The 14,842-nt window shown below is 60.6% G+C and carries 13 protein-coding genes; 9 read left to right on the top strand and 4 right to left on the bottom strand.

Annotated elements, in window-relative coordinates:
• The first annotated feature begins 27 nt into the window (after positions 1-27).
• The 5 genes from GH975_RS00465 (at position 28) to GH975_RS00445 (ending at position 3,527) form a co-directional block, all read left to right on the top strand.
• On the top strand, positions 28-816 hold the full coding sequence (locus GH975_RS00465) for a sulfite exporter TauE/SafE family protein (RefSeq protein WP_153712612.1): 789 nt from the start codon (positions 28-30) through the stop codon (positions 814-816).
• Entirely contained in the window at positions 816-1,622 is an 807-nt protein-coding gene (gene lgt, locus GH975_RS00460; RefSeq protein WP_153712611.1) for a prolipoprotein diacylglyceryl transferase, read from the top strand. Before GH975_RS00465 ends, lgt begins: the two co-directional genes overlap by 1 nt.
• A gap of 3 nt (positions 1,623-1,625) precedes the next feature.
• Positions 1,626-2,522 (top strand): thymidylate synthase, encoded by an 897-nt coding sequence (gene thyA, locus GH975_RS00455; RefSeq protein ID WP_153712610.1) that lies wholly within the window; start codon positions 1,626-1,628, stop codon positions 2,520-2,522.
• A 64-nt stretch (positions 2,523-2,586) separates the two neighbouring features.
• Positions 2,587-3,033, top strand: a complete 447-nt coding sequence (locus tag GH975_RS00450) for a response regulator (protein ID WP_153712609.1) — start codon at positions 2,587-2,589, stop codon at positions 3,031-3,033.
• Positions 3,030-3,527, top strand: a complete 498-nt coding sequence (locus GH975_RS00445; RefSeq protein WP_153712608.1) for a dihydrofolate reductase — start codon at positions 3,030-3,032, stop codon at positions 3,525-3,527. The genes GH975_RS00450 and GH975_RS00445 overlap by 4 nt, the downstream gene beginning before the upstream one ends.
• A gap of 249 nt (positions 3,528-3,776) precedes the next feature.
• Here the strand turns inward: GH975_RS00445 and GH975_RS00440 are convergent, their stop codons facing one another.
• The 4 genes from GH975_RS00440 to argE form a co-directional block, all read right to left on the bottom strand.
• Positions 3,777-4,211 carry a YccF domain-containing protein gene (locus GH975_RS00440; protein ID WP_153712607.1) on the bottom strand — a complete coding sequence of 145 codons (435 nt, stop codon included), beginning with the start codon at positions 4,209-4,211 and terminating at the stop codon, positions 3,777-3,779.
• Positions 4,212-4,563: 352 nt separating this feature from the next.
• Complete coding sequence (gene ilvD / locus GH975_RS00435; protein ID WP_153712606.1) at positions 4,564-6,234, bottom strand: dihydroxy-acid dehydratase; 1,671 nt, start codon at positions 6,232-6,234, stop codon at positions 4,564-4,566.
• A gap of 7 nt (positions 6,235-6,241) precedes the next feature.
• Entirely contained in the window at positions 6,242-7,522 is a 1,281-nt protein-coding gene (gene argA / locus GH975_RS00430) for an amino-acid N-acetyltransferase (RefSeq protein ID WP_153712605.1), read from the bottom strand.
• Positions 7,519-8,658, bottom strand: a complete 1,140-nt coding sequence (argE, locus tag GH975_RS00425) for an acetylornithine deacetylase (protein WP_153712604.1) — start codon at positions 8,656-8,658, stop codon at positions 7,519-7,521. The genes argA and argE overlap by 4 nt, the downstream gene beginning before the upstream one ends.
• Before the next feature lie 131 nt (positions 8,659-8,789).
• On the opposite strand from argE, the gene GH975_RS00420 reads away from it, so the two are divergent.
• Genes GH975_RS00420 through GH975_RS00405 form a run of 4 tightly spaced genes read left to right on the top strand, consistent with a single transcriptional unit; the run spans position 8,790 to position 14,840 of the window.
• A complete protein-coding gene (locus tag GH975_RS00420; protein ID WP_153712603.1) occupies positions 8,790-9,512 on the top strand; it encodes a CYTH domain-containing protein in 723 nt (240 codons plus the stop codon).
• A gap of 43 nt (positions 9,513-9,555) precedes the next feature.
• The gene (locus tag GH975_RS00415; protein WP_153712602.1) at positions 9,556-11,289 is read left to right on the top strand and encodes a GspE/PulE family protein; all 1,734 of its coding nucleotides are present in this window, start codon (positions 9,556-9,558) and stop codon (positions 11,287-11,289) included.
• A gap of 22 nt (positions 11,290-11,311) precedes the next feature.
• Positions 11,312-13,909, top strand: coding sequence for a bifunctional [glutamate--ammonia ligase]-adenylyl-L-tyrosine phosphorylase/[glutamate--ammonia-ligase] adenylyltransferase (gene glnE, locus GH975_RS00410; RefSeq protein ID WP_153712601.1), 2,598 nt, complete (start codon positions 11,312-11,314; stop codon positions 13,907-13,909).
• Between the two features lies 1 nt (position 13,910).
• Positions 13,911-14,840, top strand: a complete 930-nt coding sequence (locus GH975_RS00405) for a branched-chain amino acid transaminase (protein WP_153712600.1) — start codon at positions 13,911-13,913, stop codon at positions 14,838-14,840.
• The last annotated feature ends 2 nt before the right edge of the window (positions 14,841-14,842 follow it).

Raw genomic sequence — 14,842 nt, 5'->3', positions numbered from 1 at the left:
TAGGCCTTTCCACGTTAGTGACTCCAAATGATCTTCGTTTTATACGCGTTAATCGGCACCTTTGCAGGCTTCAGTGCCGGTTTGTTCGGGATCGGCGGGGGCTTGATTATCGTGCCGGCGCTGTTGCCGCTATTTGCCTACAAGGCGGTCGATCCTGCGGTTTCGGTGCACTTGGCGATCGGCACCTCGTTGGCCACGATCGTGGTGACGGCGCTGAGTTCGATCCGCGCCCACCACAAAAAGGGCAACGTCGATTGGGCGGTGTTCAAACAGTTCGGCCTGGGGCTGGCACTGGGCGCCGTGGTCGGCGGCGTGACCGCGGATTTGACCCCGGGGCCTTGGCTGAAATTGGCCTTTGCCGGCTTTACCTGGGCGATGGCGGCGCGGCTATTGTTGGCGGCGGCGCCGGTGGCGACGCGGGCCTTGCCGCGCGCGCCCTATGTGGTCGGTGCCGGTTCGGCGATCGGCTGGATTTCGTCGTTGTTTGGGATCGGTGGCGGCGCCATGAGTGTGCCCTACCTGATTCACCACAATGTTGATGCCAAGCGCGCGGTCGGTACCAGCGCCGCCGGCGGTTTGCCGATTGCGCTGATGGGGGCTGGGACCTATTTAGTCGCCGGTTGGGGCACCCCCGGATTGCCCGAGTGGTCGTGGGGATACATCTATTTGCCGGCATTTGCGTCGATTGTGTTGCTCAGTATCCCGTTTGCGCAGTTAGGCGCGAACGTCGCGTCGGCCCTGTCGTCGCGCATGATTAAGCGTATTTTTGCTGGATTTTTGTTGGTCGTAGGTGCGGTATTGATGGTGACAGGCTGATGTTGAATTACCCACAAATTGATCCGGTTGCGCTGCAACTTGGGCCGGTTGCGATTCACTGGTACGGGCTGACTTATTTGGCGGCGTTTGCGCTGTGTGGTGTGCTGGTGATGCGCCGGGCGGCGCGGACTGATTTGCCGCTGGCGCCGGGGCGTATCAGCGACCTGATTAATTGGGTGGCGATGGGTGTGATTGGCGGCGGCCGGCTGGGTTACATGGTGTTTTATGACCTGTCGGCGTGGCTGGCGAATCCGCTCAAGGTGTTTCAGATTTGGGACGGCGGGATGTCGTTCCATGGCGGTTTGATCGGCGTGATCGTGGCACTGGCCTGGTTCGCTAAACGCGAGGGTGCGTCGTTAATTCGGGTCGGCGATTTGGTCGCCCCGGCGATACCGGTCGGGCTGGCGTTTGGCCGGCTCGGTAACTTTATTGGCGGCGAGCTATGGGGTCGTCCGACGGATGTCCCGTGGGGCATGGTGTTTCCCCATGTCGATGCGCTGGTGCGTCACCCGTCCCAGCTTTACCAGGCCGCGGGCGAAGGCGTCGCGCTGTTTGTGCTGCTGATGTGGTTTGCACGCACGCCGCGCCCGGCCGGGCGGGTTGCGGGTGCATTCTTGATTGGCTATGCGGTATTTCGTTTTGCCGCCGAGTTTGCGCGCGAACCGGATGCCCACCTTGGGCCGGTGGCGCTGGAGTGGGTCACTATGGGCCAGCTGCTATCGTTGCCGATGTCGTTGGCCGGCGTGGTGCTGTGGCGCTTCGGCGCACGCTGGGCGGGGCCATTGAATAAATTGGAAAAGGGTTAGGGCATGCATCCTGAACAACAGTATTTAGATTTGATGGCGCGGTTGCTGAACGAGGGTGACCCGCGCGGTGATCGCACCGGCGTCGGCACGCGGTCCTTGTTTGGGCAGGTCCTGCGCTTTGATTTATCACGCGGCACGCCGGTATTCACGACTAAAAAAGTGGCCTGGAAACACGCCGCCAAGGAAATGCTGTGGTTCTTGCGTGGCGACACCAACATTCGCAGCCTATTGGAAGGCAGCCCGCGCGTGACCATCTGGTCGGACTGGCCGTATCAGCGTTATTGCCGCGAAACCGGCGACAGCATTGAGATGCGCGAATTCGAAGAGCGGATTTTGACAGATGATGATTTTGCCCAAGCCTGGGGTGATTTGGGCCCGGTCTACGGCAAGCAGTGGCGACGCTGGCTGGCCAGTGACGGGCGCGAAATTGATCAGGTCGAAACGGCGCTGGATTTGCTTAAACATGATCCGAATTCGCGACGCATTATTGTCGAGGGTTGGAACGTCGGCGAATTGGATCAGATGACATTGCCGCCGTGTCACAAGACCTACCAGTTTTGGGTGTCGGGCGAGGGCCGGTTGTCGCTGATGCTGACCCAGCGCAGCGCGGATGTGCTGTTGGGCGTGCCGTTTAACTGTGTCGGTGCGTCGGTGTTTTTACATCTGATGGCCGCCAAGGCCGGTTTGGACGTGGGCGAATTGGTCTGGTGTGGCGCAGATGTTCACCTTTATCAGAACCATGTTGAGCAGGCCGCGATTCAAATTGCGCGCACGCCGACTCCCTGGCCAAGCTTGGTGTATAGCGGTGGTGATCTGGCGTGGGAAGCGATTGGCCTTGAGCACTTTGAGTTGCTGAATTATGACCCAGCGCCCGCTATACCGGCACCTGTGGCCGTTTAGCGTTGGTAATTTTTCGATATTTGAGCCAGTATCAATTGCCTAACGAATAAGGACGGTTCGAACTATGACGGGCAACCCAGAAGGCACACTGCTGATTATTGAGGATAGTGATGATGACTATCTTTTCACTAAGCGTGCGTTTAAAAAGGCCAAGCTCGCCAACCCGCTGAACCGATGTTCGGGTGGTGACGAGGCGCTGGACTATTTGTTCCGTCGTAACGGGTTCGAAGACGCCGAGCGTCCGTCGATTATTTTGCTGGACCTGAACATGCCGGGTACCAACGGCCACCAGGTGTTGGCGCAGATCAAAGCGGATGACCAGTTATGCCGTATTCCAGTGATTGTGCTGACGACGTCCGATGACCCGCGTGACATCGAGCGCTGCTACAAAGCCGGCGCCAACAGCTACGTTCAAAAGCCGGTTGATTTGGATGGGTTCGTCACTGCGATGTCGCGTTTGAAAGACTACTGGTTCGAAATCGCACTGCTACCTGATACGACCGATTCATGATTCGCTTGGCGGCCGTGGTGGCCATGGGCAGCAACCGATGCATCGGCATCGACAACAAGCTGCCCTGGTATTTGCCAGAAGACCTTAAACATTTTAAAGCCGTGACCCTGGGCAAGCCTGTGATCATGGGTCGCAAGACCTTTGAAAGCATCGGCAAGCCGTTGCCCGGTCGCACCAACATTGTGGTGACCCGGTCCGCCGATTGGTCGGCACCCGGCGCCCGCGTGGTCAATTCGATCGAGCGTGCGATTGGCATGGGCAAAGCCCAGGCCGAGCTGGACGGAGTCGACGAAGCTATGATCATTGGCGGCGCTCAAATCTATGCGGAAACCCTGGCTCAGTTGGACCGTTTGTACCTGACGCGGGTCGATACGGCGCCTGCGGGTGATGCGTTTTTCCCCGAACAGGGTGATGACTGGCAGCAAATCGATGAGCGCACAGTGGCGCCGGTTGATGGGCGGGTTGGGTATCAGTTTATTACGCTCGGCCGATAAAAAAGAGAGCGGCCGCTTCGCTCCTGAACGGTCCCGTTGGGACGCGTCAGAGCCCCTCTCCTTTTTTGCGGCCTCGCGAGGTTTGTCGAGATCGTCGCGGGTGTTTAGTTGGGGCGACCCTGGCGTCGACCGGCTTTTGGGCGCCGATTGACCAGCAGGTGTCGATCGTGCCGAGCTGAACAACGGTGAGTGAGTCCAGCCTAGGGATAAAAGTTCGAGCAATAAACGCCTCGGGGTGCTGTCAGCGACCTAGGTGCCCATCGGTTTTTCGAACAGTTCGTCAGTCGACTTAACCCGCCGTCCAACCGGCCAGAGCGCAATGATCGCCAGCTTGAACGCCTGAATGCCAAACGGAATCAATATGATGGTGATGCAGGCGATTAAGCCTGCGACCACGAAGCTGATGAACAGTGACAGCCCAAACGTCAGCAGCCAAAGCACATTAAAGATAAAGCCAATCACGCCCGTGAATTGCGCCATGCCGTCGGTACGGTGATCCAGATCGCGTACGTAGACCACGGTTTTGCCAAACGGAAAGGCTGACATTTTTGCCAGTTCCAGTGCACTGCGCGTCAGTGGTAGCCCAATGATCGAAAGCGCGAAGACTAAGCCGCCGAGTAGCCACAGCAGCGCGAGCCACCAGCCGAACAGGATGAACCAGAGGATGTTGCCGATTAGTCGCATGGATAGTTGCTCGCTTATTGCCTGAGAAAAAAGGCGCCGTTTGTGGTCGAAATCATCGTGCAGACGTAGGCCGACATCAATGTGCCTTGGTCTGGGCGGGGGTAGGTTTTTCTGAAGGTTGAAACCGAGCTTGGGTGCTCGTGACTTTCACGTTTGAGCAGACCTTGCCTTGCGGTGATTTGGTCTTGCATTGCCTTGCTGATGCGCAGGTGACTCTCATTGAGCACCGCAGTGTTTGGCAGGCGTTCGATCTTAACTGCTTAAGGCTGGCGCGTTTTTTAAGTGAGGCTCTGAGGACGCCCAACGGGCGCCTCAGGAGCGAAGCGCCCTCACTTTAAAAAAGCGACACCCGTTATTTCGGGGTGGTCACCGCCCCTTCACTCGCCGGCGCTGCCAATGCGGCAAACTTGGCTAACACGCCTTTCTTGGGTGTTTGCTTGGTCATGCGCCATGACTTGCGGCGTTCGGCCAGCTCGGCGTCGGACAGGTCAACAAAGATGCGGTTTTCGACCGCGTCGATGGTGACTTTGTCGCCGTCACGCAGCAGCCCGATCGGTCCGCCCACCGCCGCTTCCGGGGTGATGTGCCCAATCACGAACCCGTGCGAGCCGCCGCTGAAACGACCGTCGGTGATCAGTGCCACGCTGTCGCCCAAGCCCTTGCCCATGATGGCGCCGGTGGGTGACAACATTTCACGCATGCCCGGGCCGCCTTTGGGGCCTTCGTAGCGAATCACGATGACGTCGCCGGCGACAATGGAGCCGTCCAAAATCGCCTTCAACGAGTCTTCCTCGGAATCAAAGCAGCGCGCGGTACCGGTAAAGTCGGTGCCTTCTTTGCCGGTGATTTTGGCCATGGCGCCTTCGGGTGCCAGGTTGCCGTACAGCACACGCAGGTGACTGTCCGCTTTGATCGGGTTGTCCAGGGCACGGATGATGTCCTGCTCGGCCGGGTAGGGCTGAACGTCGGCCAAGTTTTCGGCCATGGTTTTGCCGGTCACGGTCATGACGTCGCCGTGCAGCATGCCGGCATCCAGCAAGGTCTTCATGACCGGGCGGATACCGCCGATGGCGATCAGCTCGCTCATCAGGTAACGACCTGAGGGCTTAACGTCCGCCAGTACCGGGACTTTCTTGCCGATGCGGGTGAAGTCGTCCAGCGACAACGGCACGTCCGCTTCGTGGGCAATGGCCAACAGGTGTAAGACCGCGTTGGTCGAGCCGCCCAGGGCGATAACCACGGTGATGGCGTTTTCAAAGGCTTCGCGGCACAGGATGTCGCTCGGCTTGATGTCTTTTTCAATCAGGTTCAGGACCGCTTCGCCGGCGCGTTGGCAGTCTTCGAGCTTGTCGCTGCCGACCGCTTCTTGGGCGGACGAGTTGGGCATTGATAGGCCCAGTGCTTCGATCGCGCTGGCCATGGTGTTGGCGGTGTACATGCCACCGCACGAACCGGGACCGGGGATCGCTGTTTTTTCAACGGCGATCAATTCAGCGTCGTCGATTTTGCCGCCGGCATAGGCGCCGACCGCTTCAAAAACACTGACGATGTCGCGGCGCTGTTCACCCGGTTTGATGGTGCCGCCGTAGACGAACACGCTGGGGCGATTCAGGCGCGCCATGGCCATGACACAGCCGGGCATGTTTTTGTCACAGCCGCCGATGGTGACGACGCCGTCAAAGCCCTGGCCGCCGACGACGGTTTCGATCGAATCGGCGATGACTTCGCGGCTGACCAGGCTGTAACGCATGCCCGGTGTGCCCATGCTGATGCCGTCGGACACAGTAATGGTGTTAAACAGCACGCCTTTGCCGCCGGCGGCGTCGACGCCTTTGATGGCTTCGTCGGCCAGCGTATTAATGTGCATGTTGCACGGCGTGACCATGCTCCATGTGCTGGCGACACCGACCTGCGGTTTTTTAAAGTCGGCGTCTTCGAAACCCACCGCGCGCAGCATGGCGCGGCTGGGTGCTTGGGGAACACCGTCAACGATGACGGAAGAATATTTACGCTTGTCGCTCATGGGAGTCCTACAGAGTCTTTACCATTACTTTGGACGCGCGCTGCCAGTTATACAGCGCCTTTCGGGCACTGGGCAGGGCATCCACGTCCGCTTTTTCAAAGCCTTTTTCTTGAAACCAGTGCTCGGCCACGGTGGTCAGTACCCAAAGGTGGGTAAGGCCCTGGTGGGCGGCTTCTTTTTCAATTCGATGCAGAAGATTATCACCCAGATCGCCACCTTGGTAATCGGGATGCACGGCGACGCAGGCAATTTCCGCGTGCTGCTCTTCTAATGGGTACAGCGCGGCGCACCCGATCAGGGTGCGGTCGCGCTCGACGACCACGAAACGGTCGACTTCGGTCTCCAGGCGCTCGCGTTCGCGCTTAACCAAAAAGCCGCTGTCTTCCATCGGTTTCAGAAGCTCAATCAGGTTGCCAATGTCGCGCGCTTCGGCGCGGCGCAGCCGCTCATACGCGGTCCGGTACACCAAGGTGCCGACGCCGTCGCGGGTGAATAATTCGTCCAGCAACACGCCGTCCTGGCGCCAGTTCAGCAGGTGGACGCGCTCAACCCCAAGGTTGCAGGCGTCCGCGGCCAGGCGCAGGGCGTCGCGTTGGCGCTCATCAATGCGCTCAATCAACTCGGGCAAATCGCTGGCGGCCAATTCGTGCAGAGGCTGATCGTCGACCGTGGTCGGCCAATGCTTGCCCAAGACGATGAGCTTGTCGGCATTCAGCGTGGTCGCCAGTTTTTGCGCCACTTCATGCAGGCGCAGGTTAAAGGTCTCGCCGGTCAGTGAGTGACCCAGGCAGGACACCAGCACCAAATCGCCGTTGTCCAAATGGCGGTTGATGGCGATGCCGTCGATCGAGCGCACGCACCCGGTGTGCTGCATGTCGACGCCATTAATGACGCCTAGTGGCCGGCCCTGGATAAAGTTGCCGCCGACTACGCGCACGCGGGCATGTGCCATCGGGCTGTTGGGCATGCCTTGTGACAAGGCCGCTTCGAGCTGTAATCGGGTTGCACCGGCGGCGGCCAGTACCTGGGCTTGGGCAATGGCGGGGGTGATGCGGCGGCCATCGTGGAACTCGGGTTGGTGGCCGGCGGCACTGAGGAGCGCATCCAATTGCGGGCGGTAGCCGTGTACGACCACGACCTTCAAGCCCAACGCTTGTAACAGCGCGATGTCGTGAATCAGGCTGGAGGCTTCGGGGATGGCTTGGCCGGGCACCATGATGATCACGCGCTTGTCGCGGTGCTCATGGATGTAGGGCGCCATGGCCCGGAATTGGTTGGCAGTCGTCATAGGCAGTGCTTTTGAATCAGTTGCTTAATGATGCCCATACTCTGTTGTGCTTGGTCGATCGGCAAGTATTCATTTGGCTGGTGGGCGACGTCGATGCTGCCCGGGCCCATGACCACCACCTCCATGTCCAGCGCGGCCAAAAACGGTGCCTCGGTACCAAAGCCAACCGTGATCGGGGCGTGTCCGGTTAACTCGGCGCAATGATCCAGCAATGCCCCGCCGGGATTGCCAAAGGGCGGGACGGCTTCAAACAGCGGTGTGCGGCGAATGTCGGCGCCGGTTTGTTCGGCAACCTGGGCCAGGCGGGCGTCAATTTGAGCGCGCAATCGGTCCGGATCCAGGCCTGGGGTCGGGCGTAAATCAAAGTCCAATGCGCAATCCGAACAGACGCGGTTGGGCGCGTCGCCGCCATGAATGCAGCCCAGGTTCAGGGTTGGCCAGGGTACGCTGAAGCCGGGGTCGACCTGATCGGCTTTCAGCTCATTGCGGTAATCGTGCAATTCACCGATGACGCGGTGCATGGCGTCCAGCGCGCTGACGCCCAAGTCAGGGTTTGAGCTGTGGGCGGATTGGCCGTTGATCTGGATGCGCTCCATCAAGATGCCCTTGTGTGCGCGCACCGGGACCAGTCCAGTAGGTTCGCCAATAACCGCAAACCGGGCCCGCGGATAGCCGGCTTGGGCCAGCGCTCGGGCGCCGTCCATACTGGATTCTTCGTCGGCGGTGCCCAGCAAAATGAGCGGTTCGCGCAGGTGTTTAGGGTTCAGTTCGCTGACCGCGGTTAGGGCCAGGGCCAAAAAGCCTTTCATGTCGGTGCTGCCCAACCCATGCAGGCGGTTGTCGCGCTGGGTCAGCACGAAGGGGTCGCTGTCCCAGCCGTCGGCGTCAAAGGGCACGGTGTCGGTGTGGCCGGACAGCACTAGGCCGCCTGCGCCCTCGCCCAAGGTTGCCAGCAGGTTGAATTTACCCGGGCTGACCGGCAGTTTTTGGCAGCGAAAGCCGAGGCTTTCGGCCCAGGTCGCCAGCGCATCAATCACCGCTTCATTGGACGTGTCCAGATCGGGATTGGCGGACGAAATTGATCGGTGACTGACCAATTCGGTCAGCATGTCGATCCAACTGGGTAGCGCGGCCATGGCGATCCTTGGCGGGTTAAAAATTCAGTATGACCTAAGCGCTGGAGGATGGCATCCGATGCGGGGGGCTCAGCGCCCTAGGCTCAAAGATTATCCGTTACTATCGGCACGCATTTTTGGCAGGGTTGGCGATGACGGAATTGGAACTGAAACTGGTGTGGTTGGGCGATGCGCCGGATTTGACGGGGGTGCTGGGTCCGTTGTCGCGGACGCTGCAGTTACACAACCAATACTTCGACACCGTGGATGGGGCGCTTGCGGCACGCCTGTGCGGGCTTCGGTTGCGCCGCTGTGGCGATGACATAGAGCAAACCCTTAAAGGGCCGGCGCCGGACCGTGATGGGGTGCGTGTGCGCCGGGAATGGAATTGGCCGCGCGATGCGTTTTCAATTGATCGGGCGGTGTTGCCAGTCCAGGCCCAGGTCGAGGGCGCCTTGATCGCCACCTCGTCGAACCGTGTGGTGCGCCGAGTTTGGGATTTGCCGGGTATCGAGGTGGTCATGGATCAGGGCGAGGTGCGGGTCGGCGAGCGCGTCAGCCCGATTGCGGAAATTGAAATCGAAGATAAGGGCGCCGGTTGGCCCGCGGTATTGGAGCAGGCGCGGCGCATCGCGTCTGCGGTTCCGTGCTTTATCGGTGCCATCAGCAAGGCCGAGCGTGGCCGCGTGTTGGCCGGTGGTAATTTTGCCAGCAATGGCGCCCCGCTGGACGCACTGGGTCGGGCGCTGGATCCCTTATCCGGGCCCGACTGGTCCGGCGCGTTGTCGGCTGCAGAAATGATTAGCCCGGACGTGGCCGCCAGGGTGCGCCGCCAAGACGCCGATACTGGATTGCTGTGTTTAGGGGCGTTGTAGGTGGCATCAGGCAAAACCGCGTGATGTGAACCATACTGTCAACATGACAACCACACTTGCCCCCAGCACCCTGATTGAACTGGCCGACGCGCTGATCGACAGCGGTGATTTTGATCCCGAAGCGGTGCGTGCCGGCCAAGCCCAAGCCGACCGCCAACTGCATCCCATCAGCGCCCTCGCCGCCCAGTCCCTGACCAGCCGCAGCGGCAAGGTGTGGGACGAAAGCATGCTGACACGCTGGTGGGCGGGGCTTTGGCAACTGCCCTTTGAGCGGATTGATCCGTTACAGCTGGACGTTCAGGCCATTACCGCGGTCATGAGTATCGGTTTTGCTCAGAGCCACGGCATTTTGGCGGTGGCGGTGACGCCGGATCGGGTTCGGGTGGCGGTCTCGAACCCGAGCGATACGCGCTGGGTCATGGGCCTTGAACAGGTCAGCAAGCGCCAGGTCGAGCGCGTGATTGCGCCGCCTGCGGATATTTTACGTCACCGTCACGAGTGCTACAGCCTGTCGCAATCGATCGGGCACGCGCAAAAGCGTGGCGATGCACAGCGCCTGACGGACTTGGAACAGCTACTGGACTTGGGCTCGGCGCGCCCGGATGCGGACGATCAATCCATTGTCCAGGTCGTCGATTGGGTCCTGCGCTACGCCTTTGAACAGCGCGCATCGGACATTCATATTGAGCCGCGTCGTGATCAAGCCCGGGTGCGACTGCGCATTGATGGGGTGTTGCACACGGTGACCCAGGTCCCGGCGCAAATTGGCGCCGCGACCGTCAGTCGCTTCAAAGCATTGGGCCGGCTGGACGTGGCTGAAAAGCGCCAGCCCCAAGACGGCCGCTTGAAGACCCGCAGCCCCCAGGGGCGCGAAGTTGAACTGCGCTTGTCGACACTGCCGACCGCCTTTGGTGAAAAGCTGGTGGCGCGTATTTTTGACCCGGATGTGTTGCTCAAAGACTTTCCGGACTTGGGGCTGGACCACGCGGATTTAGCGTGCTGGCAGCGCATGACCGGACAGCGCGAAGGCATTGTGTTGGTCACCGGGCCGACGGGGTCGGGTAAAACCACGACGCTGTATTCGACCTTGCGTCATTTGGCTACGGACGAGGTTAACGTCTGCACCATCGAGGACCCGATTGAGCTGATAGAGCCCGCGTTTAATCAGGTTCAGGCCCAGCACAACATTGGGTTGGATTTTGCCGCGGGCATGAAGTCGCTGCTGCGTCAGGACCCGGACATCATCATGGTCGGTGAAATACGCGACCGTGAAACTGCGGATATGGCGGTCCAGGCCGCGCTGACCGGCCATTTGGTGGTCTCGACCTTGCACACCAACGATGCGCCTTCCGCGATCACGCGGCTGTTGGAGTTGGGGGTGCCGGCGTATTTGCTGCGCGCGACCTTGCTTGGGGTCATGGCCCAGCGCCTGGGGCGCACGCTGTGCCCGCACTGCAAGCGCGAATCGACGACCGATGCGGCCGTATGGGACGAATTTATTGCACCGTTTAAATCCGCCGCCCCGGCCAGTGTGTTCGAGCCGGTTGGCTGCGAGAAATGCCGCGACACCGGTTTTCTGGGCCGCCAGGGCATCTACGAAGTGTTGGAGCTGGACGACGAGCTGCGTGCGCTGATTCAACCGGACATGGATTTGGCGGCGCTGAAAAAACGCGCGTGGGCCAACGGATCGCAGCCGCTGCGGTTGGCGGGCGCCGCCCGAGTCGCGCAGGGCTTGACCACATTGGAGGAAGTCGGCACGGTGACGCCACCGCTATAAACCGCAACCGTCGGAATGCCGCATGCCTTACAGCCCTTGGTTGGCGCGCCAGCCAGCCCCTGACCACCTGGATTTGTCCGACGCCCGCATTCGCGCGGATTTCGCCGATCGTCCCGTCACCGAAGACGCCCTCTACAAGTCGCTGCGGGTTCACGCCAGCGCATGGCTGGCGCGCATTATTGTCAGTGAATTCGAGCAGGCGGTGCCACTTGAGGTCATTGGCCGCGCGCTGACGGTGCTGGGCGAGGCGGCACTGGATCAGGCCATCGATTTTTACCGCCATGGCATGTCCGAACGCTTTGGCCAGCCACTCGATGGCGATGGCAATCCGGTCGGTTTTTGCGCCTTGGGTATGGGCAAAATGGGCGGGTATGAGCTGAACCTGTCGTCGGATATTGACGTTATTTTCGTGTACCAAAGCGAGGGCATGACGGACGGCCGCTCCCAAGTCAGCTGCGAAGAATATTTCGATCGATTGTGCAAAAAAGTCACCCCGGCGCTGGACCGTTTGACCGCAGATGGGCGCGTTTTTCGGGTTGATTTGCGGCTACGCCCATGGGGCAATTCAGGCGCGATTGCATTGTCGTGCGACCGTATCGAAGCCTATTACGAGCAGCACGGCCGGCCGTGGGAGCGCATGGCGCTGCTGCGTGCGCGCCCGGTGGCCGGGGACCGCGCGGTCGGGGTCCAGTTACTGGCCGATCTAAAGCCCTTTGTGTATCGGCGCTACCTGGACTTTGGCGCGCTGGCGTCGCTGCGCGGGTTGAAGGCGCAGATTCGTGCGGAAGCTGCGAAAAAAGACTGGGAGGCCGACATCAAGCGCGGCACCGGCGGCATTCGCGAGGCTGAATTCGTGCTTCAGGTTGAACAGCTAATTCACGGCGGGCGGCGGCCGCAATGGCAAACGACGTCGTGGTTTAGTGCGCTGAAGGCGATGCGCGACGACATTGATTTGGATGCGGCGGCCTTAGAAGCCGACTACCGCTGGTTGCGCCATGTCGAGCACGCGATTCAGTGCTTTGAGCTTGAACAAACCCACCGCATGCCAACCGAGCCCGCGGCCCAGGCAGCCCTGGCGTCGGCGCTGGACATGCCGTTTGCCGATGTCGAGTTGGCGGTGGCGTCAGCGCGCGCCCGGATCCAGGCTGCGTTTGAGGGCGTGGTCGAGCCGGACTCAGCGCCGGCGCCGATCGCCGCGCCACTCCAAGGTCCGTGGGCGGATGCGCGGGCGTGGTTGGACACGCACCTGAATCAAGACCATTTGGATGACAGCGGGCGCGAGCGCCTGGCGACGTTTTTGGGCGTGGCCGAGGCCGAAATGGCCACCCGTGACGACGTTGCTGAATTGGCCCCGCGGCTGATGCGCTTGGTGGTTGCGATCGCCCGGCGCAGCGCTTACTTGGCGTTATTAAACGAGGCGGCCAATGCCCGTGCGCTGTTGTATCGGTTATTGACGACATCGCAGTGGTTGGCCGATCAGTTGTCGGCGATGCCGGCGCTGTTGGATGAGTTGTTGGACGTGCGCCATTTGCTGGCGGCGCCGGACCCGGACGAAATTGAGGCCGAATTACGTCTGCGTTTGGCGCGGATCGACGACGATGAGGTGTTTTTTAATCGGCTGCGCGAATTTAAGGCCGCGCATGTGCTGCGTACCGCCGCCACCGAGTTGCTCGGTGAACGCGCCATTAATCACGCCAGCGATCACCTGACCTGGGTGGCCGAAAGCATCTTGCGCGCCTGTGTGGCCCGCGCCCATGCCATCACCCAGGCCAAATACGGTTGTCCGCGTGCGCTGGACGGTCAGCCCACCGCCGAGGGCATCGCGGTGATTGGGTATGGCAAGTTAGGCGGGATCGAGCTGTCTTACGGCTCGGACTTGGATTTGGTGTTTGTGCACCGGATTGACGAGGCCGCCATGACCGACGGGCCCAAGCCGACCACGGGTCAACAGTACCTTCAGCGCTGGGTGCGGTTGTTGCTGCAAATGTTGAACGTGCGCACCACCGCGGGTGTCTTGTACGAGATCGATACACGACTGCGTCCCAGCGGCAGCAAGGGTTTGATGGTGGTGTCGTTGTCGGGGTACGAACGCTATTTGCAGGGCGAGGCCTGGACGTGGGAGCGCCAAGCGCTGGTGCGTGCGCGCGCCGTGGCCGGCGACGCCGGGGTTGCCCGCGGTTTTGACGCGGTGCGCACCGCGGTGCTCTGTCACCCCCGCGATGGCGCGGTGCTGCGCGACGAAGTGCGCGCGATGCGGAAAAAAATGCGTGCCCACCTAAGCGGTGGCGATGCTGAAAAAGCCGATATAAAACACGCCAGCGGTGGTGTTGTTGATCTGGAGTTCATCGTACAATACTTGACGCTGCGCGATGCCCCATCGTGCCCGGCGTTGACACAATGGAGCGACAATCTGCGCTTACTCGAGACCCTGGCGGCCCACAAGGCGATGCCAACCGAGCAAGCCCGCGCGTTAACCGAGGCTTACCTGAGTCTGCGAACCGCCCAACACCGTCAAGCGCTGATGGCACCGTATTCAGAGGCTGCGCTGGCAACAGCACAAGACTGCGTCCGATCGGCATGGCATGCCTGGTTGGGCGATGACAACACTAACGAGGCATAGCATGACCCCTTCATTTGCTGACCGTGATGGTCTGATTTGGTTTGACGGCACCATGGTTCCGTGGCGCGACGCGCGTGTTCACGTACTGACCCACACCCTGCATTACGGCTTGGGCGTGTTTGAAGGCGTGCGTGCGTATCAAACCAGCGAAGGCCCAGCGATTTTCCGCCTGCAGGCGCACACGGATCGGCTGTTTAATTCGGCCAAGATCCTGAACATGAAAATCCCGTTCAGCAAAGACGAAGTTAACGCCGCGCAAATCGCGTCGGTCCGTGACAACCATTTGAATAGCGCCTACCTGCGCCCGATGGCGTTTTTTGGCGCCGAAGGCATGGGCTTGCGTGCGGACAATCTGAAAACGCATTTGATCGTCGCGGCCTGGGAATGGGGCGCCTACATGGGCGAGGAAAACCTGAAGCGCGGCATCAAGGTGCGCACGTCCAGCTATACGCGCCACCACGTCAACATCACCATGACCAAGGCCAAAGCCAACGGTAACTACATCAACTCGATGTTGGCGCTGCAAGAAGCGATCAGCGGCGGCGCCGACGAGGCGTTGTTGTTGGACAGCGAAGGCTACGTGTCCGAGGGCAGCGGTGAGAACTTCTTCATGGTCAAAAACGGCACCATTTACACCCCCGAAGTGACCAACTGCTTGGACGGCATCACCCGCGCCACGGTCATTCAGGTCGCCGAAGAAATGGGCTACCCCGTGGTCGCCAAACGCATCACGCGCGACGAAGTCTACGTCGCGGACGAGGCGTTTTTCACGGGCACCGCCGCCGAAGTCACCCCGATTCGTGAACTGGACGGCCGCGAAATCGGCGAAGGTTCACGCGGGCCGGTCACCGAGCGCCTGCAGACGGCGTATTTCGACATTGTTCATGGTCGTGATGCGGATCGTTTGGATTGGCTGACGGTTTGTAAGTAACG

It is taken from the genome of Litorivicinus lipolyticus (assembly GCF_009650135.1).
GTDB lineage: Bacteria > Pseudomonadota > Gammaproteobacteria > Pseudomonadales > Litorivicinaceae > Litorivicinus > Litorivicinus lipolyticus.
This window is presented reverse-complemented; position numbering and strand designations above follow the sequence as displayed.